This is a genomic window from Methylobacterium sp. yr668 (genome assembly GCF_900116245.1).
Lineage (GTDB): Bacteria > Pseudomonadota > Alphaproteobacteria > Rhizobiales > Beijerinckiaceae > Methylobacterium.
Map to the genome: position 1 here is coordinate 107,695 of NZ_FOZY01000010.1, position 21,360 is coordinate 129,054.

Below are 21,360 nucleotides of genomic sequence, written 5' to 3' on the forward strand. Positions count from 1 at the left end.
TCGTCAGGGCGCGACGCGCCAGACCTTGAGGGGACCGGGCACGTCCAGCGGCACGAGGCGCGCGCTCCCGGCCGTGCCCGCGGCGAGCCGCGTGGCGAACGCCGTCTCCGCCTGAAGGTTCTCGGCCGGCCGGGCCGGGCAGGCGACGAGGTAGCGGACGTCGAACGCCGTCAGCACCCGGTCGAGGTCGGCCTCGGTGCCGCCCAGCCCCTCGATCGCCGCTTTGAGGCCGGGAATGGCCCGGTGATAGGGCGCGGCGACGATGCTGTGCGGGGTGCGGAGGAGGATCGACGGCCCCATGAAGATCGGGGCGAGCACGGTGCCTTCCGGCAGGTGCGCCAGGGGGCGGACCGCGGCGTCGCCGAGGCAGGCATTGGTCTCGGCCACGTCGGGCGCGTTGCGCATGCCGGGCGCCAGGGTCTCCGCCAGGAGCGCCGGGATCATCCAGAGGCTGCTGACCATCGCGGCGCCGAGCAGCGCGACGGGCCAGCGCCGCGCCCCGGCCGGCAGGGCTGCCCGTGCCAGCGCGCGGTCGAGGACCACGCCCGCCATTAGCGGCACGAAGCCGGAGACGATGTAGAGTCCGCGGAACTGCGCGACGCCGAGGATCAGCCCCGGCCACAGGAACAGCGCGACCACCGACCAGGCCCGGCGTTCGGGGCCGCGCCACGCCATCCCGGCGGCCGTGAGGCTCGCGAGGATCACGACCGGGTAGAAGACCAGCGCCTCCCACTGGCCGCGGGCCACGAACTTCGCCAGCGGCGCCATCTCGTTGACCGTGAGCAGCCAGTGGATCCGCACCAGCGGCGGCATGTCGGGGAACGGGCCGCCGAGGCAGGACGGGAAGGCGGCGGCGAACCCGGCCAGCAGGACGCTGCCCGCGAGGCCCGCCAGGGCGAGGCGCGCCGGGACCGTCGCGAGGCGCTCGCCCGCGGCGGCGGCGATCGCGGCGAGGGCGAGGCCGCCCAGGGTGAGCCAGAGCCAGGGTGGCGAGAGCGCGTCGCAGTGGGAGACACCCCAGAGCGAGGGGGCTGTCTGGACGGCGAACAGCGCGGGGGCGGCGAGGCCGAGACCCAGGCCGAAGCCCGCGAGCGACGCCAGCGCGGGCCGTCCGCGCAGGCACCAGTCGCCCGTGAGGAAGAGGGCCGCCAGCGCGACGAAGGGCAGGCCCTCGAGCCCGATCGCCAGCGACACGGCCGCCAGGATCCCGCCGATCAGGCCGGGTCGCAGGCCGCCGCGGATCATGCAGAAGGCGAAACCGAGGATCGAGAGAATCTGCAGATTGTGGTGGTCCACCCGCCCCGCCTGGAACTGGATCGTCACACCGAAGGTCTGCGTGGCCGCGATCAGGGCCAGGAGCGCGGCACGGCTGCCGAAGCTGTGCCGGACCCCGCGATACAGGAGCCAGCCGTAGACCCCGAAGAGCAGCACGGGCCAGAGTGCCGCCGTCAGGCCCTCGGCGAGCGCGGGTCCCGTCAGGGGCGTGAGCGCCAGGATCAGGCCGGCGATGGGCGCGTCGACGAGGCGCGACCAGTGGCTCGGCACGCCGCCCGGGGGCAGGAATCGGTACTGGACGTTGTCGTACCAGCCCTGGCCGGCCAGCAGGTCGCGCACTTCCACGAGGCGCATCGCGTCGTCGGTATCCGGGACGCGCAGGTGCTGGACGGTTTCCCAAACCGCGTGGGGCGCGTTCATCGTCGCGATGCAGAGGGCGGCGAGGATCCACAGCAGCGTGCGGGCCTCGATCCGCCCGCGCGGTCGGGAGAGGGGTAGCGCCGGAGCCGGCATGGTTGGTGGATCACCCGGGCGGGCGGTCGATGCCCTCGCCGGCATGCTCGCGCGGTTCCGCTTAACGCGCGGTCAAAGGGCACCGGATGCGCGGCCCGGCCGTCGATCCGGCCCCGCGGCGCCAGCGATTCCTTAACCACGACCGGGCATCCTGGCGACCGGTCGGCGTCCTGCGCGTCGCGCGCCGCACCAATCGCCGGAGCATGGGATGAGCCACCACACCGAGACGCTGGTGATCGGCGCCGGGCCCGCGGGTCTGACTGCCGCCTACCTGCTGTCGAAGAAGGGCCGCTCCGTCACCGTCCTGGAGCGGGATCCGGCCCAGGTCGGCGGGATCTCGCGCACCGTCTCGCACAACGGCTACCTGTTCGACATCGGCGGCCACCGGTTCTTCTCGAAATCCCAGGCCGTGGTCGATCTCTGGGACGAGATCCTGCCCGACGACTTCATCGAGCGCCCGCGCCTGTCGCGGATCTACTATCGCGGGCGCTACTACGCCTACCCGCTGAAGGCCTTCGAGGCTCTGCGCAACCTCGGGATCCTCACCAGCGCGGCCTGCGTCGTCTCCTACCTCTACGCCCGCCTGCGGCCGGTGGCGGAGCCCAAGACCTTCCACGCCTGGGTCCGCAACCAGTTCGGCGAGCGCCTGTTCTCGATCTTCTTCAAGACCTACACCGAGAAGGTATGGGGCATGTCGTGCGACGCGATCTCGGCCGACTGGGCGGCGCAGCGCATCAAGGGGCTCGACCTCGGCGCGGCGATCCGCGACGGCATCAAGCGGTCGCTGGGCCTGCGCAAGGCGCCGAAGGCCGGCGGCCCCGTCATCAAGACTCTGATCGAGTCGTTCCGCTATCCCCGCCGCGGCCCCGGCATGATGTGGGAGGCGGCAGCCGCCAAGATCCGCGCCCAGGGCGGGCAGCTGAAGCTCGACCGCGGCGTCGACTCCCTCAGCTACGATGCCGGCACCGGCATCTGGACGGTGGCGGCCCGCCGCTCGGACGGCAGCCGCGAGACCTTCACGGCCCGCAACGTCGTCTCGTCCGCGCCGGTTCGCGAGCTCGTCGACGCCATCCGCCCGCGGCCGCTCAGCACCTTCAACGCCCGGGCGCTGAAGTACCGCGACTTCCTGACGGTGGCGCTCATCGCCAAGTCGGACAAGAACTTCCCGGACAACTGGATCTACATCCACGACCCGTCGGTGAAGGTCGGCCGGGTGCAGAATTTCCACTCCTGGTCGCCCGAGATGGTGCCGGACGCGGACCACACCTGCCTGGGCCTGGAGTATTTCTGCTTCGAGGGCGACGGCCTCTGGAACGCCGACGATTCGGAGCTGGTGGAGCTCGCCAAGCGCGAGATCGGTCAGATCGGCCTGATCGACCCGGCCGACGTCGTCGATGCCTGCGTGGTCCGCCAGCCGAAGGCCTACCCGGTCTACGACGAGGAGTATGCCGGCCACGTCGTCACCGTGCGGCGGGAGCTGGAGCGGGATTTCCCGAGCCTGCACCTCGTGGGCCGCAACGGCATGCACAAGTACAACAATCAGGACCACGCGATGATGACCGCGATGCTGACCGTGGAGAACATCCTCTGCGGCCGGCGCCGGCACGATGTCTGGCGGGTGAACGAGGACGCCGAGTACACCGAGTCCGGGGTGTCGGGGGCCGACGTCGCCCTGGGCAGCGAGCGCCTTGTCCCGCGCAAGGTGGCCTGAGGCCAGTTCCGGTCGGCCTCCCATCTTTGCGAGCGAAGCGAAGCAATCCAGGGCGGCGCGGAGCGCCTCGAAGTCGCGCTGCCCTGTGTCGCTTCGCTCGCGATCACGGAGTGTGCGACCCCACTGCGGTGACGATCGGAAACCCCGCGGTCAGCGACAGGGCCCCGGCCGCGTCACCGGCGCGGCTTGCCGGTCTCTCCCGCGCCCCTATCGTTCCTTCCCGGTAATGCCCTGGTTCAAGGGCCGCCGGGAGGATTCTATCAATGCGATCTCTGCTTCTCGCCGCGCTCTTCGCGGGCGTGGCCATGCCGGCGGCGGTGCTGCCCGCCCTGGCGCAGGGTGCGGCCCCTGCCGAGACCAAGGCCAAGACCGACGACCTCGAGAAGCTCGAGGGCTTCCACAGCACCGACACCCAGGCCGCCGCGGAGATCCCGCAGACCGGCCGCCGCGCTGACGCGATCCGCAAGAACCTGTCGAAGATCAAGCTGCCGGACGGCTTCAAGATCGACCTGTACGCCGTGGTGCCGGATGCCCGCGCGATCGCCGTCGGCCCCAATGCCGGGGTGCTGTTCGTCGGCACGCGCAAGAGCAAGATCTACACGGTCACCGACCGCGACAAGGACCGAGTCGCCGACGAGGTCCGCCCCTTCGCGCCGGGCATCGCGTTCAAGATCCCGAACGGCGTCTGCTTCTCGAAGGATGGCGTCCTCACTGTGGTCGAGCAGAACCGGGTCCTGGCTTTCCCGGCCGCCGAGTTCTTCTACGAGAACCCGGACGTCGCCGCTGGCGTGCTGGTCAAGCAGGGCGCGCTGATCCCGGCCTCCGAAGAGAGCTTCAACCACACCGCCCGCGTCTGCCGGGTCGGGCCGGACGGCAAGACCTACATCGCGCTGGGCCAGCCCTACAACGTGCCGCCCGCCGAGAAGATGGACCTCTACAAGAAGACCGGCATCGGCGGCATCATCCGCATCGACGCCGACGGCAAGAACCGCGAGGTCTACGCGACCGGCATCCGCAACTCGGTCGGAATGGACTTCAACACCGACAAGTCGCTGTGGTTCACCGACAACCAGGTCGACGGCATGGGTGACGACAAGCCGCCGGGCGAGCTGAACCGCGCCACCAAGGCGGGCGAGAATTTCGGCTTCCCGTGGTTCGGCGGCGGCGCGGTCCGCACGGTCGAGTACAAGGACCAGACCCCGCCGGCCGACGCCGTCGCCCCGCAGGCCGAGCTGCCGCCGCACGCGGCCGATCTCGGCATGACCTTCTACAACGGCAAGCAGTTCCCGGCCGCCTACAAGGGCGGGATCTTCATCGCCGAGCACGGCTCGTGGAACCGGACCGAGCCGGTCGGCGCCCGGGTGATGTTCGCCAAGCTCGGCGCCGACGGGAAGGTCGAGTCGGTCAAGCCGTTCGCGGAAGGGTGGCTCACCGGCGACGGCGAGTATCTCGGCCGCCCGGTGGATGTGGCGGTGATGCTCGACGGCTCGCTGCTGGTCTCGGACGATTCCGCCGGGGCGATCTACCGGATCTCCTACGAGAAGTAGTCTCTTGTGACCTGGCGCCTCTCCGCTCGTGAGGCGCCAGGTCGCGGAAAGCCGCAACGCGCCCTCTCTGACGTGTGGGAGAGGGCGCGCGTCCCGTTCCGACGCGAGCGGGCAAGTCTTCACTGATCTCAGAGTTCGAGCCCACCCGATGATCCGCCCGCTTCTCGTCCTCGCCGCCACCCTCGTCCCGCTCTCGGCGCAGGCCGGCGACGCGGCCGCAGGCAAGAAGCGCGCGACCGCTTGCCAGACCTGCCACGGCATGGACGGGCTCTCGAAACTGCCGGAGGCGCCGAACCTCGCCGGGCAGGTCGAGCCCTACCTCGTGAAGGCGCTCACCGAGTATCGGGACGGCAAGCGGCAGAACGAGATCATGAACGTGGTCGCGAAGGAGCTGTCGGACGCCGACATCGCCAATCTGGCGGCGTACTACGCGGGCATCCAGATCGACGTGCTGCCGCCGGGGTAAGCGGCACCGCCGTCATTGCGAGCGGAGCGAAGCAATCCAGTTGCGCAACGCTCACCGATGTCGCGCGACCCTGGTTTGCTTCGCTCCGCTCGCAATGACGCGGTTGATCAATCGTCCATCTTCAGGGCGGCGATGAACGCCTCCTGGGGGATCTCGACGCGCCCGAACTGGCGCATCTTCTTCTTGCCTTCCTTCTGCTTGTCGAGAAGCTTGCGCTTGCGCGAGATGTCGCCGCCGTAGCACTTGGCGGTGACGTCCTTCGACAGCGCCCGGATGGTCTCGCGGGCGATGATCTTGCCGCCGATCGCCGCCTGGACGGGGATCTGGAACAGGTGGCGGGGGATCAGGTCCTTCAGCTTCTCGCACATGGCCCGGCCGCGCGACTCGGCGCGGGTGCGGTGGACCAGCATCGAGAGGGCGTCCACCGGCTCGGCATTCACCAGGATCGACATCTTTACGAGGTCGCCCTCGCGGTAATCCGACACGTGGTAGTCGAACGATGCGTAGCCCTTCGAGATCGACTTCAGCCGGTCGTAGAAGTCGAAGACGACCTCGTTCAGCGGCAGGTCGTAGACCACCATGGCGCGCTTGCCGATGTAGTTGAGGTCGATCTGCACGCCGCGGCGGTCCTGGCAGAGCTTGAGCACGCCGCCGAGATACTCGTCGGGCGTCAGGATCGTGGCGCGGATCCACGGCTCCTCGATCGTCTCGATCTTCATGATGTCCGGCATGTCGGCCGGGTTGTGCAACTCCTTGGTCTCGCCGTCGCGCATCTTGAGGTGGTAGACCACCGAGGGCGCCGTGGAGATCAGGTCGAGGTTGAACTCGCGCTCCAGCCGCTCCTGGATGATCTCCAGGTGCAGGAGCCCGAGGAAGCCGCAGCGGAACCCGAAGCCCAGCGCCGCCGACGTCTCCATCTCGTAGGAGAACGAGGCGTCGTTGAGCCGGAGCTTGCCCATGGCGGAGCGCAGGTTCTCGAACTCGGCCGCGTCCACCGGGAACAGGCCGCAGAACACCACCGCCTGGACCTCCTTGAAGCCCGGCAGCATCTCGGTGGTCTGGCGCTTGTCCTCGGTGATCGTGTCGCCGACGCGGGTGTCGGCCACCTCCTTGATCGAGCCGGTGAAGAAGCCGACCTCGCCCGGGCCCAGCGCGTCGATGTCGGCCATCTTCGGCCGGAACACGCCGATCCGGTCGACGCCGTAGACGGCGTCGGCGCCCATCATGCGGATGGTCATGCCCTTCTTGAGGGTGCCGTCGATGATCCGCACCAGCACCACGACGCCGAGATAGGCATCGTACCAGCTGTCCACGAGCAGCGCCTTCAGAGGCGCGTCGCTCCTGCCCTTCGGCGGCGGCAGGCGGGTGACGATCGCCTCGAGCACAGCCTCGATGTTGAGGCCGGTCTTGGCCGAGATCGGCACGGCGTCGGAGGCGTCGAGGCCGATCACCTCCTCGATCTGCTCCTTGACCCGGTCCGGCTCGGCGGCGGGCAGGTCGACCTTGTTGAGGACCGGGACGATCTCGTGGTTGGCGTCGAGCGCCTGGTAGACGTTGGCGAGCGTCTGCGCCTCGACGCCCTGCGAGGCGTCGACCACTAGGAGCGAGCCCTCGCAGGCGGCGAGCGAGCGCGAGACCTCGTAGGCGAAATCCACGTGGCCAGGCGTGTCCATCAGGTTCAGGACGTAGTCCTTGCCGTCCTGGGCCTTGTACTCCAGGCGCACGGTCTGCGCCTTGATGGTGATGCCGCGCTCCTTCTCGATGTCCATCGAGTCGAGCATCTGCTCGCTCATGTCGCGGAGCGCGACCGTGCCGGTGGCCTGGATCAGCCGGTCGGCCAAGGTCGATTTGCCGTGGTCGATATGCGCGACGATCGAGAAGTTGCGGATGGTGTCGATCGGGGCTGTCATCGGCATTCCGTTCGGGCGCGCGCCGGCGCGCACCGTCTGACGTCGGGACGTGTTCGGATGGAGCGGCTCCCGCGCGAGATAGCAGCGCGGCGGGAAGGCGCCAAGCGCGGCCTGAGCGCCGGGAGGGGAGCGCGGGCCCGGTCGGTGATCGCACGCAAGCGAACGGGGGCCGGAACGAGCCGGCCCCCGGGTCACGATCGTGTCTGGCGCCGAGGAGCGATCCGGCTCAGCGACCGCGGTCGCGGATCAGTCGCTCGATCTCGGCCTCGCCGTGGGAGCGCGCCTTGGCCTCGGTCGGATGCTTCCGGTCCGAGCGCTGGTGCAGCTTGCCGTGCTTGCGGATGCTCCACTGGAACAGGGAGCCGCTCTCGCCGACCGGCTCCACGTCGAGGCTGAAGGGGTAGGTATCTGTCTGGGTATCGCTCATGGGGCCGATATGGGGCGGTCAGCGACCTTTCGCCATGCCTGATCGCCAAGTCCTTGCGCGTTTACGCGTCCGCACCGTTCGCGCGCGCCCGCGCGGCCATGGCAACGAGGCTTTTGCGCAGCGCACCCATGTCGGTGACGCGCTCCGGATAGGGGACGCGCACCGTGCGGTCGGCCGCCATAAGGTCCATGCCCTCGGGGTCGAGGCCGGTGAGTCGCCAGGGCAGGTCGGCCGCGCCGCCGGCGCCGGCAGCGTAGAGCGCCAGCGCGTCGGCGTGGTCGGCGTTCATGTGCTCGACGGCGCCCCGCTCGCCCGCCACGATCGCCTGCGCGTCCGAGAGGTCGAGGAGGAGCTGGTCGCGGGTCAGGGTCGCGGCCTTGGCGAAGCCGCCATTGAGGTGGCCGGCCTCCGGCGCCAGGGCGAAGAAGCCGAAATCCGGGAAATCGGCGTAGAGCTTGGCCTTCGGGTGCCGGGCCAGGAACCGCTCCCGGGCCCGCGGCTCGGCGGTCTGCAGAGCGCGTCCGACCACCGTCAGGCGGGGATGGGCGAGCGGGTCGCCCTTGCCACCCTGCGAGAACAGCAGCGAGCAGCGCGGGTCGGCCAGCAGGTTGCGGGTGTGGGCCGACAGCCGCGACAGCAGCATCAGCGGCGTGCCGTCCGCGTCGGTGGCGATGGTGACGAGGGAGGCGAAGGGCGTGCCGTCCGGCTCCAGGGTCGCGAGCGCCCCCGACCGGACGCTGCGCAGGAGCGTGCGCGCCAGGCCGATCGCGTCGAACGGCGCCGCCTCGGCCGGCAGCGGACGGGCCGGTCCGCCCGAGCCCGGACCCGTGTCGATCGTCTCGCCCATGCGCGATTCCTCCCCTCCGGACAGTCGCCCGGTTTCGCCGCCACGTTAGCGGCGCAGCGTCGGCGGCGCGAGGCACCGCGACCGCGTCAGATGGGCCGCGGAAGGACCGGTGCGCTCCCGTGTTACGGCCAAGCTATGACCGCCGCTCGCTTTTTCCGATCGGCCGTACTAAAGCACCTGTCCCTTTGCGTGTGCCGGGCTGCGCCCAAACTGCCCGGTTCGCGTTTTTGTCTGCCCCCTCGGGGCCGGGACGTGGCGCGGCCTGTGCGAAGAGCCGGGACCGCGCCTGAGCCCGTTCAGTCAGGGACCGCGCATGCCGACCATCGCCCTCGTCGACGACGACCGGAACATCCTCACCTCTGTGTCGATCGCGCTGGAGACCGAAGGCTACCGCATCCAGACCTACACGGACGGGGCCTCCGCGCTGGACGGTCTGCGCCACTCGCCGCCCGATCTCGCGATCTTCGACATCAAGATGCCGCGCATGGACGGGATGGAGCTTCTCCGACGCCTGCGGCAGAAATCTGACCTTCCCGTGATCTTTCTGACTTCGAAGGACGAGGAGATCGACGAGCTGTTCGGCCTCAAGATGGGCGCGGACGACTTCATCCATAAGCCGTTCTCGCAGCGCCTGCTGGTGGAGCGGGTGAAGGCGGTGCTCCGGCGCTTCGCCAAGGAGGCCCCCGGCAGCACGCCCCGCGGCGAGGCCGAGGTCGCGGCCCGGTCGCTCGAGCGCGGCGCGCTGATGATGGATCCCGAGCGGCACACCTGCACGTGGAAGGGCGAGCCGGTGACGCTGACGGTCACGGAGTTCCTGATCCTCCAGGCGCTCGCCCAGCGCCCCGGCGTCGTGAAGAGCCGCAACGCGCTCATGGACGCGGCCTACGACGACCAAGTCTACGTCGATGACCGGACCATCGACAGCCACATCAAGCGGTTGCGGAAGAAGTTCAAGGTCACCGACCAGAGCTTCGACATGATCGAGACGCTCTACGGCGTCGGCTACCGCTTCAAGGAGGCGTGATCTCCAGGATCAGCCCCGTGGCCGCACGTACCCAGACCCAGACCGAGGATGCCCCGCCCCGCGCCTCCCTGGCCCAGACCCTGTCCCGACCGCTCGGCTGGCCCCGCGCCGTGTGGGAGGCGGTCGGCCAGCGCGCCTCGTCGAGCCTGACGCGCCGCATCGTCGTCCTCAACCTCGTCGGGCTGATCGCGCTCCTCGTCGGGTTCCTCTACCTCAACCAGTTCCGCCAGGGCCTGATCCAGGCCCGGATCCAGAGCCTCGCCATCCAGGGCGAGATCATCGCGGGGGCGATCGCCGCCTCGGCCTCGGTGGACACCGACACGATCCGCATCGATCCCGACAAGCTGCTCCAGCAGCAGGCCGGCGAGGCGGCGGAGGAGGAATCGCAGCCGCTCGCCTTCTCGCTGAACCCCGAGAAGGTGGCGCCGCTGCTGTTGCGCCTCGTGACGCCGACGGGCAACCGCGCCCGGGTCTACGACCAGGAGGGCGGCCTCCTGTTCGACACCCGCACCCTGTTCAAGCGCGGCGATGCCAGCCGGCCCGACCCGCTCGAGCCGAAGCCCCACAAGCCCGGCATCCTCGAATCCGCCTTCGAGGCGGTCCAGTCCAAGCTCGGCGGCCTGTTCCGCAGCCGGTCCGAGACCACCGAGGAGACGGGGCCGGTGAACGGGCACTCGCTCCGGGAGGTCCAGGCGGCGCTCGGCGGCAACCGCGGCAGCCTCGTGCGCCGGAACAAGCTCGGTGAGACCACCGTCTCGGTGGCGGTGCCGATTCACCGGGCGGGCTCGGTCCGCGGCGCCCTCCTGATCTCGACTCAGGGCGACGCCATCGACCGGGTCATCGCTTCGGAGCGGTTCGGTTTGCTGCAGGTCTTCCTCGTCGCCTCGGCGGTGATGGTGGTGCTCTCGTTCCTGCTGGCGGGTGCGATCGCGGGACCGGTCCGCCGCCTCGCGGAGGCCGCCGAGAAGGTCCGCATGGGCATCAAGACTCGCGAGGAGATCCCGGACTTCACCGAACGCACGGACGAGATCGGCCACCTGTCGGGCGCCCTGCGCGATATGACTCAGGCCCTCTACCGGCGGATCGACGCGATCGAGAGTTTTGCGGCGGATGTCAGCCACGAGTTGAAGAACCCGCTGACCTCGCTCCGCAGCGCGGTCGAGACACTGCCGCTCGCCAAGACCGACGAGTCCCGTGGCCGGCTGATGGCGATCATCCAGCACGACGTGAAGCGCCTCGACCGTCTGATCAGCGACATCGCCGACGCCTCGCGCCTCGACGCGGAGCTCGCCCGCGCCGAGGCCCGGCGCGTCGATCTCCGGCGGCTGCTCACTACCGTCGTGTCGGTCGCCAACGAGCGCCGGCGCCCGAAGGATTGCCTGATCCAGCTCGACGTCGAGGCGACGGGCTCGGAGCAGGACACGCCGTTCACGATCATCGGCCACGACAGCCGGCTCGGGCAGGTGGTCAACAACCTCCTCGACAACGCCCGCTCGTTCTCGCCGACCGACGCGAAGGTCCGGGTCGTGCTGCGCCGCGTGCGCGGCGAGGTCGAGATGATCTGCGAGGACGAGGGACCTGGCATCCCGGAGCACGCCCTGGAGCGGATCTTCGAGCGCTTCTACACCGACCGGCCGGAGCAGGGTTTCGGCCAGAACTCCGGCCTCGGCCTGTCGATCTCCCGCCAGATCGTCCAGGCCCATCGCGGCACGATCCGCGCCGAGAACCGGCCCGGCGCCCCCGACGAGGACGGCGAGCCGACGGTGCGCGGCGCCCGCTTCATCGTGCGCCTGCCGGCGGCGCCGCGGCAGCTCCACGCCTGATGGTCACCCTGCACGGCGCCTGCGTCGCGCTGTGCGGGGCCGGGATCCTGATTCGGGGTCCCTCCGGCGCGGGCAAGTCCAGCCTCGCGCTCCTGCTCGCCGCCGCGCCGGACGGCGCCTTCGTGGCGGACGACCGGGTGCTCTGCGCAATTCGCGACGGGCGAATCACGGCCGGTCCCCATCCCGCGCTCGCCGGACGTGTCGAGGTCCGCGGCCAGGGGATCCTGTCGGCGGCCGATCTCGGCCTGGCGGTGCGGCCGGACGCGGTGCTGCATATCGCCGTCGACCTGGTGGAGACGGCACCGCGCCTGCCCGAGCCGCCGGAACCCGCCGACATCCTCGGCCTCGCCGTTCCGCGCCTCGTCCTCGATCGGGGTGCGCGGGCGGCCGGCCTCGCACCGCTCCTGGTTCGTGCGGCGCTGCGAAAGCCGCGGCCGTGACTTCGCAGCCGCACAGGCGCCTCGATTCGCCCAAGACTGGTATCCCCCATGGCGCACACGCGGCGGCCGTGGCATGATCGCACCAATGTCCGGGCAAAAAAGTCGCGATCGCCTTGTGGGGGGCTGTGCGATGCACAACATGGCGGCACACACAGGACGTTGGAACACGTGTCGATGATTGGCATGGTGCTCGTCACCCACGGACTCCTGGCGACCGAGTTCAAGGCCGCGCTGGAGCACGTGGTCGGTCCACAGGATCAGATCGAAACGATCACGATCGGGCCGGAGGACGATATGGAGCTGCGACGCCGGGACATCATGTCCGCGGTCTGTCGCGTGAATACCGGGGACGGTGTGGTGGTGCTGACCGACATGTTCGGGGGCACGCCGTCGAACCTCGCGCTGTCCTGCATGAACGGCGGATCGGTGGAGGTCGTGGCGGGGATCAACCTGCCGATGCTGATCAAGCTGGCCAGCGTCCGCGACGAGGAGAAGCTCGGCGACGCCGTGCTGCACGCGCAGGAAGCCGGCCGCAAATACATCAACGTCGCTTCGCGCGTCCTGGCGGGCAAGTAGTTCTCCGGGATCAGGCTTCCAGGACGGCCGCCGGCGGAGCCGCGCGCCGCGCGCTCACGGTGATTCCCACCGATGCCGCGATCACCAGCGCGATCGCCAGCCACTGGACGGCGCTGATTCGCTCTCCCAGCAGGACCAGACCCGCGCAGGCCGCCACGGCGGGCTCCAGGCTCATCAGCACGCCGAAGCTCTTGCGGTCCAGGCGGCGCAGGGCGACCATCTCCAGCGAGTAGGGCAGGGCGCTCGACAGCAGCGCCACCGCGAAGCCGGCGATGAGGAGTCCGGGCGCGAGCAGGGCCGGTCCGGCCTCCGCCACGCCGAACGGCGCCACGACGAGGGCCGCCGTCAGCATGCCCAGGGACACGGCCTGGCCGCCGTCGATCCGCCCCGCGCGCTGCCCGAACAGGATGTAGAGCGCCCAGCACAGGGCCGCGCCGAGATCGAGGGCGACGCCGACCGGGTCGAGGCCGTCCGCGCCGGCGATCGGCAGCAGCAGCGCGAGCCCGGCCACCGCCACGCCGATCCACAGGAAATCCGAGCGGCGGCGCGACGCGATCAGCGCGACCGCCAGCGGCCCGACGAACTCGATGGCCACGGCCGGTCCGAGCGGCAGCCGTGCCAGCGCGAGGTAGAACAGGAGGTTCATCAGCCCGAGGGCCGTCCCGTAGAGGGCGATCCAGCCGGCCTCGCGTGCCGGGAGGCTGCGCCGCCAGGGCCGCCAGACGGCGATCAGGATCAGCGCCGAGAAGCCGACCCGGAGCGCCGAGGTCCCCGCCGCGCCGAGCGCCGGGAACAGGCTCTTGGCGAAGGTCGCGCCGCACTGGAGCGACACCATGCCGGTGACCAGCGCCGCCACGGACAGCACCGTATCGCCGAGGCCGAACCTGTTGCGTGACACGGGGACGACATTCCTGAGGACCGGGACCCGGCGCGGGCATAGCAGATGCCGGGGCCGCCGCGGCCCACGCTCGACCTCATGGCACACGCCATCCTCGCGCACGGCTCGCCGTCCTGGGCCAGCGGGGCGTCCGCCGGCCCGGCGTGATCCGTGACCGGCCCTTACAGGATGAAGCGGCTCAGATCCGCGTTCGAGGCCAGATCCTGCACCCGGTCGCGCACGTAGGCCGCGTCGATCGGGACCGTCTCGCCGGACCGATCGGTGGCGGTGAAGGAGACCTCGTCGATCACCCGCTCCAGCACCGTCTGGAGCCGGCGCGCGCCGATATTCTCCACCGACGAGTTCACCTCCACGGCGACCCGCGCGAGGGCGTCCACGGCGTCGTCGGAGAAGGTGAGGGTGACGCCCTCGGTCTCCATCAGCGCGACCGTCTGCTTGAGAAGGCTCGCCTCGGTGGCGGTCAGGATCTGCTTGAAATCGTCCACCGTCAGCGGCTGCAATTCCACCCGGATCGGCAGGCGGCCCTGCAACTCGGGGAGGAGGTCCGCCGGCTTCGAGACGTGGAAGGCGCCCGAGGCGATGAACAGCACGTGGTCGGTCTTCACCGGCCCGTGCTTGGTGGCGACGGTCGTGCCCTCGATCAGCGGCAGCAGGTCGCGCTGCACGCCCTCGCGCGAGACGTCGCCGGACGAGCGGCCCTCGCGGGCGCAGATCTTGTCGATCTCGTCGAGGAAGACGATGCCGTTGTTCTCGACCTCGCGGATCGCCTCGCGGACGAGCGCCTCGTCGTCGACGAGCTTGTCGGATTCCTCGGCCATCAGCGGCGCGTAGGCGTCCCGCACCAGCACACGGCGCGGCTTGCCGCGCTGGCCGCCGAGCGCCTTGCCGAGCATGTCGCCGATGTTGATCGCGCCCATCGAGGCGCCCGGAACGCCGGGTATCTCGAACATCGGCATGCCCGCGGGGGCGCCGGAGGTCAGTTCCAGCTCCACTTCCTTGTCGTCGAGCTCGCTGTTGCGGAGCTTGCGCCGGAAGCTGTCGCGGGTGGCCTGGCTCGCCGTCGGGCCGACCAGCGCGTCGAGGATCCGGTTCTCGGCTGCCGCCTCGGCCTTGGCCTTGACGCCCTCGCGCTTGACCTGCCGCGTCAGGCCGATCGCCACCTCGACGAGGTCGCGGACGATCTGCTCGACGTCGCGGCCGACGTAGCCGACCTCGGTGAACTTGGTGGCCTCGACCTTCAGGAACGGCGCGTTGGCGAGCCGGGCGAGGCGGCGGGCGATCTCGGTCTTGCCGCAGCCGGTCGGCCCGATCATCAGGATGTTCTTGGGCGCGACCTCCTCGCGGAGCGGACCGGTCAGCTGCTGGCGCCGCCAGCGATTGCGCAGCGCGATCGCCACGGCGCGCTTGGCGTCGTGTTGCCCGACGATGAACCGATCGAGCTCGGACACGATCTCGCGGGGAGAGAACGTCGTCACCGCTTTGCCATCCCTGTTCCCGGCCCGAAAACGGCCCCGCGCCGGGAATGGGGTCGCGCGCGGCCCCGCGCAAGGGGCCACGCGTCGGCCGGTCGCCGCCTCAGTGCGTTGCCGGGACCGCCGCGGCGTCGCCCTTGTCGTGCCGGCCGAACCGCTCCACCAGGGTCGCGCTGGCCTCGTTGAGGCCGATGACCGTGACGTCGCGGCCCCGGGCGCGGGCCTTGAGGACCACCCGGTCGAGGGCCGCAATGGCCGAGATGTCCCAGAAATGCGCCGCGTGGACGTCGATCACGAGGCGCTCGACCGGCTCCAGCACGTCGATCGCCTCCGAGAAGGTGCCGGCCGAGGCGAAGAACACTTGCCCGGTGACGGTGTAGGTCCGGGTGCCGCCGTCGGCCGAGAGGGCGGACGTGATCCGGTTGAGCTGGGCGACCTTGCCGGCGAAGAACACGCCGGACAGCAGCACGCCGACCAGCACGCCGATCGCGAGATCCTTGGTGGCGACCACGACCAGGACGGTCGCCAGCATCACCGCCGAGGAGGGCAGCGGGTTGGTGCGCAGCCGCAGCAGCGAGCGCCACGAGAAGGTGTTGATCGAGACCATGATCATCACGGCCGTCAGCGCCGCCACCGGCACGACGGCCAGCAGGTCCTGCAGCGCCACGAGGAGCACCAGCAGGAACGCGCCGGCCACGAGCGTCGAGAGGCGCCCGCGGGCACCCGACGAGACGTTGATCACCGACTGGCCGATCATCGCGCAGCCGCCCATGCCGCCGAACAGGGCCGAGGTCATGTTGGCCACGCCCTGGCCCATGCACTCGCGATTCTTGTCGCTGGCCGTGTCGGTCATGTCGTCGACGATCTGCGCCGTGAGCAGGCTCTCCAGCAGACCGACCGCGGCGAGCGTCGCCGCGTAGGGCAGGAGGATCCGCAGGGTCTCGAGGGTGAGGGGCACGTCCGGCAGGGCGAAGCTCGGCAGCGTCGAGGGTAGGGCGCCGAGATGGGCGACCGTGCGCACGTCGAGGTGGAAGATCGCGGTGATCGCCGTCAGCACCGCGATGGCGACGAGCGGCGACGGGATCGCGCGGGTGATCCGCGGGAATCCGTAGATGATCGCCAGACCGAGGGCGATCAGCCCGTAGGTCGCCGGCGTGACCCCGGTGAGCTCGGGCAACTGCGCCAGGAAGATCAGGATCGCCAGCGCGTTGACGAAACCGGTCATCACCGATTGCGAGACGAACCGCATCAGCCGGCCCAGCCTGAGCAACCCGGCCAGGATCTGGATGACGCCCATCAGGATCGTGGCGGCGAAGAGGTACTGGACGCCGTGCTCGCGCACGAGGTCGACCATCACCACCGCGGTGGCGGCGGTGGCGGCCGAGACCATGGCCGGGCGACCGCCGGCGAAGGCGATGGTGCAGGCGATGACGACCGAGGCGTAGAGGCCGACCTTCGGGTCGACTCCGGCGATGACCGAGAAGCCGATGGCCTCTGGAATCAGCGCGAGGGCGACGACGATCCCCGACAGGGTGTCGCCGCGCAGGTTGGAGGTCCACGACCGGAGATATCCGGCGTTCCGGGCTGCGTGTGTTGACATCGATGAATCCGCACGAGCGGCGTGCCCGCGTCGCTGGCGGGTCAGAGCGCGTCTCGAATGCGTGGTCCGGCGGATCGGCGGCCGGAAGAGCCACCCGGGCTTTCACCGGGTCCTTGCGAATGCGCCGACCCTAGGGGCGCGCGCGCTGCAATGCAACAACGTGGCGGGAAACGCTCGGCGACGCTTCCGTCATCGCGGGTCCGGCTCTGCGGTTCCGAAATGACGGGCGCGTCGGTCCGGCCGCCTCAGGCCGCGCGGACCTGGGTCACGAAGCCCGCGACCTCGCCGCCGAGCCCGTTCGAGCGGCGCGCGATGTCGGCGGCGGCGTCGAGGACTTCCGCGGCGCTGGCGCCCGTCTCGCGGGCCGCGCCCAGGACCAGCGCCATCGTGTCCGTGACGGCGCGGGTGCCGCTGGCGGCTTCGGAGACGCTGCGGGCGATCTCCTGGGTCGCCAGCTGCTGCTCCTCGACGGCGGCGGCCACGCCGAGGGCGATCCCGTGGACCTGCTCGATCGTGCCGCCGATCTCCTCGATCGCCGCGACGGCGTCGTGGGTCGCGGTCCGCATCGCGGCGATCTGCCCGGCGATCTCCTCGGTGGCCTTGGCGGTCTGCGTCGCGAGATCCTTCACCTCGGTGGCGACGACCGCGAAGCCGCGCCCGGCCTCGCCGGCCCGCGCCGCCTCGATCGTGGCGTTGAGCGCCAGCAGGTTGGTCTGCCCGGCGATGGTGGAGATGAGGGAGACGACCTGCCCGATCCCGTCGGCGCTGCGGGCGAGGGCCTGGACGCTCGCCCGGGTCCGCCGCGTCGCCTCGACGGCGCTCTCGGCGGCCGTCGAGGTCTGGGTCACTTGGACGCCGATCTCGCTGGCGGTGGCGGCGAGTTCCTCGGTGGCGGCGGCGACGGCCTCGACGTTGTGGGCCGTCGTCTCGGCGGCGCGGGTGACCGCCTGCGACTGTGTGCCGGCGTGCTCGGCGTTGCCCGCCATGGTCGCGGCGGCACGCTCCAGCCCGGCGGCGGCCCCGGCGAGGTGCTCGACGAGTCCGCCGATGCTGCCCTGGAACCGCTCGGCGAGCCCGGCCATCTCGGCGCGCTTGCGCGTCGCCGTGTCGGCCTCCAGCCGCTGGTGCTCGTGCCGCAGGCCCTCGGCCTCCCGCATCGTGTCGCTGAAGACCTGCATGCTCGTCCAGATCGCGCCGATCTCGTCGCGTCCCGGCTTGACGGCGGGCAGGGTGTGGTCGCCGCGCGAGAGGCGCTGGATCGAGTCCGAGACCGCCCGCAGCGGCCGGGCGATCTGCCGCTGACCGATGAGCAGGCCGAGGGCGCAGCAGATCACGGTGCCGATCAGGGCGAGGCCGAGCAGGAGGAGGGTGCGCGTCTCGAACAGGGCCTGGGTGTCGGCCTTGATCGCCGCCATCTCGCCCCGGCCCTGCTTCACCAGGGCGTCGATGCTGGCCTGGAAGGCCTTGCGGTTTGCCCGGTTGGCGTCGTTGAACCCGAGCTCCGCGGCCGCCTTGGGGCCGGTCGTGTCGCCCGCGTCCGCGAGGGCGCTGCGGAGGGCGCGGAACGCGTCGGCGTTGCGCACCATCGTCTCGAAGAGCGGCCGCTCGGCCTCGGTCACCCGCGGTGCCCAGTCGGCCCGCAGCGCGTCCATCTCGGCGAGACCCTTGCGGATCCCGGCGGTGTACTTCGCAGCTTCCGCGCGGTCGGCGGAGGCGTAGACGCCGCGCGAGTCCATGGTGACTTCGGCGGCGAGGCGGTTGAAGTTCGCGGCGTCGAGCGCCCGGATCGACGCGCTCTCGACGCTCGTCAGCGAGCGCTCGAAGCTCTTCAGCGTCGCGACGCTGACCCCTGCCACGAGCAGCGTCGTCAGGCTGCAGGCGCCGACGAAGCTCAGGAGTTTTCCGCCGATTTTCATTGCTATCCGACCGTCGAGGCGCGATTGGCGTCAAAATGCCGGTTATTCGTCAAGACGTCGTAAACTGAGCTGATCCGGAATTATTTGTCACGCCTCTGAGCAGGGTCCTGATGAGGAAGGGGCGCGGCGGGCGCCGCGCCCGACCCGATCAGGCCGCCCGGACGGTGTCGAGGAAGCGGCTGACCTCAGCAGTCAGGTGCTCGGATTGCCGGGACAGCTCCGAGGCCGCGTCGAGGACCTGGCCGGCGGCGACGCCGGTCTCCTCGGCCGCGCCGGCGACGCCGGAGATGTTGCTCGTGACCTCGCCGGCGCCGACGGCCGCCTGCGCGACGTTGCGGACGATCTCCTGGGTCGCCGCACCCTGTTCCTCGACCGCGGCGGCGATCGAGGTGGCGACGCCGCTGATCTCGCGGATCCGGTCGGTGATGCCGGCGATCGACGTGACCGCCTGCCCGGTCGAGGCCTGGATCTGCGCGATCTGGCCGGAGATCTCGTGCGTCGCCTTGGCAGTCTGCTCGGCCAGGGCCTTCACCTCGGAGGCGACGACCGCGAAGCCCTTGCCGGCGGCCCCGGCGCGGGCCGCCTCGATGGTGGCGTTGAGGGCCAGCAGGTTGGTCTGGCCGGCGATGTTGGAGATCAACCCGACCACGTCGCCGATCCGCGACACGGAATTGCTCAGTTCCTGGACGAGCGCGCCGGTCTGATCGGCGTCGGAGACGGCCCGCTGCGCCAGATGCGCCGAGCCGTCCACCTGCCGGCCGATCTCCTGCACCGAGGAGCCGAGCTCCTCGGCCGCCGCCGCGACGGTGTTGACGTTGGAGGCGGCCTCCTCGGCGGCCGCCGCGACCGTGTTCGACTGGCTCGAGGTCTGGGACGCCGTCGCCGACATGGTCCGGGCGGTCGCCTGCAGCTCGGTGGCCGACGACGAGACCATGCCGACGATGCCGCCGACCGCGCGATCGAAGCTGTCGGCGAGTTCGATCATGGTCCGGCGCCGCTCGGCCGCGGCGGCCGCGTCGGCGATCCGCTTCATCTCGGCCTCCTCGGCGGCCTTCTTGGCGACCATCGCCTTGATCCCGTCCACGGCACGCCCGACCGCGCCGATCTCGTCGCCGCGGGCGGCCTCCTTGATCTCGGCCTCGATCTCGCCGCGGGCCATGCGCTGCAGCACGGCCACGAGGCGGCCGAGGGGGCGGGTCAGCATGGCGAAGACGAGGAAGGCCAGCAGCCCCGCGATGACGACGCTGGCGACGCTGCCGAGCAGGCTCGCGAGGTAGGCGGCGCCGAAGGAGCGCGCCTGCTCGTCGCTTCGGGCGGCGAGGAGGTCGCGCTCCGCTTTCTCGGCCTCGCCGATCTTGGCGCGCAGGGCGTCCATGGACGCCTTGCCGGCGCCGCTCGCCTCGATCTGCCGGGCCTTGTCGAGGTTCCCCGCCTCGACGAGGGCCATCTCCTTGGCGGCGATATCGTTCGACCATGTCTCCGCCGAGCCGCGCACGGCCTCCAGGCGCGCCTGCTGGGCGGCGTTGTCGGCGGTGAGCGACTTGGCGCTCTCCAGGGACACCTTGAAGGACTTCTGGCCGGCGCGGAGCGGCTCCAGGAATTTCGGATCGCCCGCGATCAGGTAACCGCGCAGGCCGGTCTCCTGATTGACCATCGCCTGCGTGAGGCCGTCGAGGGCGGAGATGACCTGATAGGAGTGCTCCGTGAGATGATTGACCCGCTCGATCGAAGACAGGTGACTGTATCCGACGGCGCTGATCCCCACCGTGACCGCCGCCAGGCTGCCGAATGCGGCAGTCAGCTTCGTTACGATCCGGACATCGTTGATCGAGCGCATAGTCAGTCCCCAGGGCCCCATTCGGGAATTCGGATTTGGTTCCCTGGCGGTTGTGATAAATTATACGCTGTAAATTTTGTCTTACTGCGGGCTGTATCGCCCGGATGAACCCGGTTGAACGGCGGTTGAAAACCTGCTGTCAGCAGTCGAGCGTCGGTGATCGTTCCGCACAGTGCTGTCGTCGGCGAGTACAACCTGAGATAAGAGGCGGCGGGCCGGATTTTGTTGCGGCGCTACGATCCGTGCGCGGCTTCGAGGAAGGTTTGCAGGATGGGAAGACCGGCGCCGCAGCGTATTCGCCCGCGGCGCGGTTCGCGCGGAAGCTGTGATGACCCGCGTAGAGCCGGGCAGACCCCGCGCCGATGCGCGAGCGCCCGCGACGGGATCCGGGCGACGCGGGCACACCGTGAGCGATCGAGCGCGCGGCGACGGCGGCGGAGCCGGCGAGCCCGGCTCCGCCCGGCCGGGTCTCAGGTATCCAGTGCCTCGATGACGAGGTTTCCGTTGGTGTAGACGCAGATCTCGGCGGCGATCGTCATGGCCCGCCGCACGATCGCCTCGGCGTCGAGGTCGCCGTCCTCCAGCGCGCGGGCGGCCGCCAGAGCGTAGTTGCCGCCAGACCCGATGGCCATGACGCCGCTCTCGGGCTCCAGCACGTCGCCCGAGCCCGACAGGAGCAGGCTGACCTCGCGGTCGGCGACCAGCATCATCGCCTCGAGCCGGCGCAGGTAGCGGTCCGTCCGCCAATCCTTGGTGAGTTCCACGCAGGCCCGGGTCAGCTGACCGGGATACTGCTCCAGCTTGGCTTCGAGGCGCTCGAACAGCGTGAACGCGTCCGCGGTGGCGCCGGCGAAGCCGCCGATCACCGCGCCCTTGGCGAGGCGCCGGACCTTGCGGGCGTTCCCCTTCACGATGGTCTGGCCGAGGCTGACCTGACCGTCGCCGCCGATGACGACGCGGCCGCCCTTGCGGACCATCAGGATCGTGGTCGCGTGCATCTGGGGGACGGCGCCCCGGTCGTCGTACCTGAATGCGTCCTGGCTCAAGATTCGGCTCCGCTCTCGATCGCGCCGAGATG

Annotated in this window: 17 protein-coding genes and 1 other annotated feature; of the genes, 7 read left to right on the forward strand and 10 right to left on the reverse strand. The window is 70.4% G+C overall.

Annotation, left to right across the window (positions count from 1 at the left end):
- Positions 1-3: 3 nt before the first annotated feature.
- Positions 4-1,788, reverse strand: coding sequence for a hypothetical protein (locus BM419_RS15025; RefSeq protein ID WP_091926870.1), 1,785 nt, complete (start codon positions 1,786-1,788; stop codon positions 4-6).
- Between the two features lie 208 nt (positions 1,789-1,996).
- Between BM419_RS15025 and BM419_RS15030 the strand changes: the two genes are divergently transcribed.
- The 3 genes from BM419_RS15030 (at position 1,997) to BM419_RS15040 (ending at position 5,512) form a co-directional block, all read left to right on the forward strand.
- Complete coding sequence (locus tag BM419_RS15030) at positions 1,997-3,499, forward strand: NAD(P)/FAD-dependent oxidoreductase (protein WP_091926871.1); 1,503 nt, start codon at positions 1,997-1,999, stop codon at positions 3,497-3,499.
- Positions 3,500-3,762: 263 nt separating this feature from the next.
- Positions 3,763-5,046, forward strand: a complete 1,284-nt coding sequence (locus BM419_RS15035) for a PQQ-dependent sugar dehydrogenase (protein WP_091926872.1) — start codon at positions 3,763-3,765, stop codon at positions 5,044-5,046.
- 148 nt (positions 5,047-5,194) lie between these two features.
- Complete coding sequence (locus BM419_RS15040; RefSeq protein ID WP_091680759.1) at positions 5,195-5,512, forward strand: c-type cytochrome; 318 nt, start codon at positions 5,195-5,197, stop codon at positions 5,510-5,512.
- Between the two features lie 107 nt (positions 5,513-5,619).
- Here BM419_RS15040 and lepA read toward each other — a convergent pair whose 3' ends face one another.
- From lepA to BM419_RS15055, 3 genes are all read right to left on the reverse strand, one after another.
- Positions 5,620-7,422 carry a translation elongation factor 4 gene (gene lepA / locus BM419_RS15045; RefSeq protein ID WP_091926925.1) on the reverse strand — a complete coding sequence of 601 codons (1,803 nt, stop codon included), beginning with the start codon at positions 7,420-7,422 and terminating at the stop codon, positions 5,620-5,622.
- Between the two features lie 226 nt (positions 7,423-7,648).
- Entirely contained in the window at positions 7,649-7,849 is a 201-nt protein-coding gene (locus BM419_RS15050; protein WP_010682254.1) for a hypothetical protein, read from the reverse strand.
- A gap of 61 nt (positions 7,850-7,910) precedes the next feature.
- On the reverse strand, positions 7,911-8,696 hold the full coding sequence (locus BM419_RS15055) for a HugZ family pyridoxamine 5'-phosphate oxidase (RefSeq protein WP_091926873.1): 786 nt from the start codon (positions 8,694-8,696) through the stop codon (positions 7,911-7,913).
- A gap of 313 nt (positions 8,697-9,009) precedes the next feature.
- Here BM419_RS15055 and BM419_RS15060 point away from each other — a divergent pair, with 313 nt between their 5' ends.
- From BM419_RS15060 to BM419_RS15075, 4 genes are all read left to right on the forward strand, one after another.
- On the forward strand, positions 9,010-9,720 hold the full coding sequence (locus BM419_RS15060) for a response regulator transcription factor (RefSeq protein ID WP_020094607.1): 711 nt from the start codon (positions 9,010-9,012) through the stop codon (positions 9,718-9,720).
- A 17-nt stretch (positions 9,721-9,737) separates the two neighbouring features.
- Entirely contained in the window at positions 9,738-11,543 is a 1,806-nt protein-coding gene (locus BM419_RS15065) for a sensor histidine kinase (protein WP_091926874.1), read from the forward strand.
- Positions 11,543-11,983 (forward strand): HPr kinase/phosphorylase, encoded by a 441-nt coding sequence (locus BM419_RS15070; protein WP_091926875.1) that lies wholly within the window; start codon positions 11,543-11,545, stop codon positions 11,981-11,983. Before BM419_RS15065 ends, BM419_RS15070 begins: the two co-directional genes overlap by 1 nt.
- Positions 11,984-12,157: 174 nt before the next feature.
- A complete protein-coding gene (locus tag BM419_RS15075) occupies positions 12,158-12,559 on the forward strand; it encodes a PTS sugar transporter subunit IIA (protein WP_010682249.1) in 402 nt (133 codons plus the stop codon).
- Between the two features lie 10 nt (positions 12,560-12,569).
- Here BM419_RS15075 and BM419_RS15080 read toward each other — a convergent pair whose 3' ends face one another.
- The 6 genes from BM419_RS15080 to hslV form a co-directional block, all read right to left on the reverse strand.
- Positions 12,570-13,457, reverse strand: a complete 888-nt coding sequence (locus BM419_RS15080) for an EamA family transporter (RefSeq protein WP_020094603.1) — start codon at positions 13,455-13,457, stop codon at positions 12,570-12,572.
- Positions 13,458-13,618: 161 nt separating this feature from the next.
- Complete coding sequence (hslU, locus tag BM419_RS15085; protein WP_091680751.1) at positions 13,619-14,932, reverse strand: ATP-dependent protease ATPase subunit HslU; 1,314 nt, start codon at positions 14,930-14,932, stop codon at positions 13,619-13,621.
- Positions 14,933-15,032: 100 nt separating this feature from the next.
- Complete coding sequence (locus BM419_RS15090) at positions 15,033-16,529, reverse strand: SulP family inorganic anion transporter (protein WP_091926876.1); 1,497 nt, start codon at positions 16,527-16,529, stop codon at positions 15,033-15,035.
- A gap of 60 nt (positions 16,530-16,589) precedes the next feature.
- Positions 16,590-16,645, reverse strand: a sequence feature (sul1 is cis-regulatory element that is thought to sense ions involved in sulfur or methionine metabolism; They are found in Alphaproteobacteria).
- Positions 16,646-16,774: 129 nt separating this feature from the next.
- Positions 16,775-18,445, reverse strand: a complete 1,671-nt coding sequence (locus tag BM419_RS15095; RefSeq protein WP_091926877.1) for a methyl-accepting chemotaxis protein — start codon at positions 18,443-18,445, stop codon at positions 16,775-16,777.
- 148 nt (positions 18,446-18,593) lie between these two features.
- Entirely contained in the window at positions 18,594-20,282 is a 1,689-nt protein-coding gene (locus BM419_RS15100; RefSeq protein ID WP_042669650.1) for a methyl-accepting chemotaxis protein, read from the reverse strand.
- 470 nt (positions 20,283-20,752) lie between these two features.
- Positions 20,753-21,280 (reverse strand): ATP-dependent protease subunit HslV, encoded by a 528-nt coding sequence (gene hslV, locus BM419_RS15105; protein ID WP_020094598.1) that lies wholly within the window; start codon positions 21,278-21,280, stop codon positions 20,753-20,755.
- Positions 21,281-21,360 lie beyond the last annotated feature (80 nt).

Coding starts and splice junctions, on each gene's coding strand:
- hslV (WP_020094598.1), bottom strand. CDS start 21,280: ATGCACGCGACCACGATCCTGATGGTCCGCAAGGGCGGCCGCGTCGTC.
- BM419_RS15055 (WP_091926873.1), bottom strand. CDS start 8,696: ATGGGCGAGACGATCGACACGGGTCCGGGCTCGGGCGGACCGGCCCGT.
- BM419_RS15075 (WP_010682249.1), top strand. CDS start 12,158: ATGATTGGCATGGTGCTCGTCACCCACGGACTCCTGGCGACCGAGTTC.
- BM419_RS15070 (WP_091926875.1), top strand. CDS start 11,543: ATGGTCACCCTGCACGGCGCCTGCGTCGCGCTGTGCGGGGCCGGGATC.
- BM419_RS15095 (WP_091926877.1), bottom strand. CDS start 18,445: ATGAAAATCGGCGGAAAACTCCTGAGCTTCGTCGGCGCCTGCAGCCTG.
- BM419_RS15030 (WP_091926871.1), top strand. CDS start 1,997: ATGAGCCACCACACCGAGACGCTGGTGATCGGCGCCGGGCCCGCGGGT.
- BM419_RS15060 (WP_020094607.1), top strand. CDS start 9,010: ATGCCGACCATCGCCCTCGTCGACGACGACCGGAACATCCTCACCTCT.
- lepA (WP_091926925.1), bottom strand. CDS start 7,422: ATGACAGCCCCGATCGACACCATCCGCAACTTCTCGATCGTCGCGCAT.
- BM419_RS15100 (WP_042669650.1), bottom strand. CDS start 20,282: ATGCGCTCGATCAACGATGTCCGGATCGTAACGAAGCTGACTGCCGCA.
- BM419_RS15090 (WP_091926876.1), bottom strand. CDS start 16,529: ATGTCAACACACGCAGCCCGGAACGCCGGATATCTCCGGTCGTGGACC.
- BM419_RS15050 (WP_010682254.1), bottom strand. CDS start 7,849: ATGAGCGATACCCAGACAGATACCTACCCCTTCAGCCTCGACGTGGAG.
- BM419_RS15035 (WP_091926872.1), top strand. CDS start 3,763: ATGCGATCTCTGCTTCTCGCCGCGCTCTTCGCGGGCGTGGCCATGCCG.
- BM419_RS15040 (WP_091680759.1), top strand. CDS start 5,195: ATGATCCGCCCGCTTCTCGTCCTCGCCGCCACCCTCGTCCCGCTCTCG.
- BM419_RS15025 (WP_091926870.1), bottom strand. CDS start 1,788: ATGCCGGCTCCGGCGCTACCCCTCTCCCGACCGCGCGGGCGGATCGAG.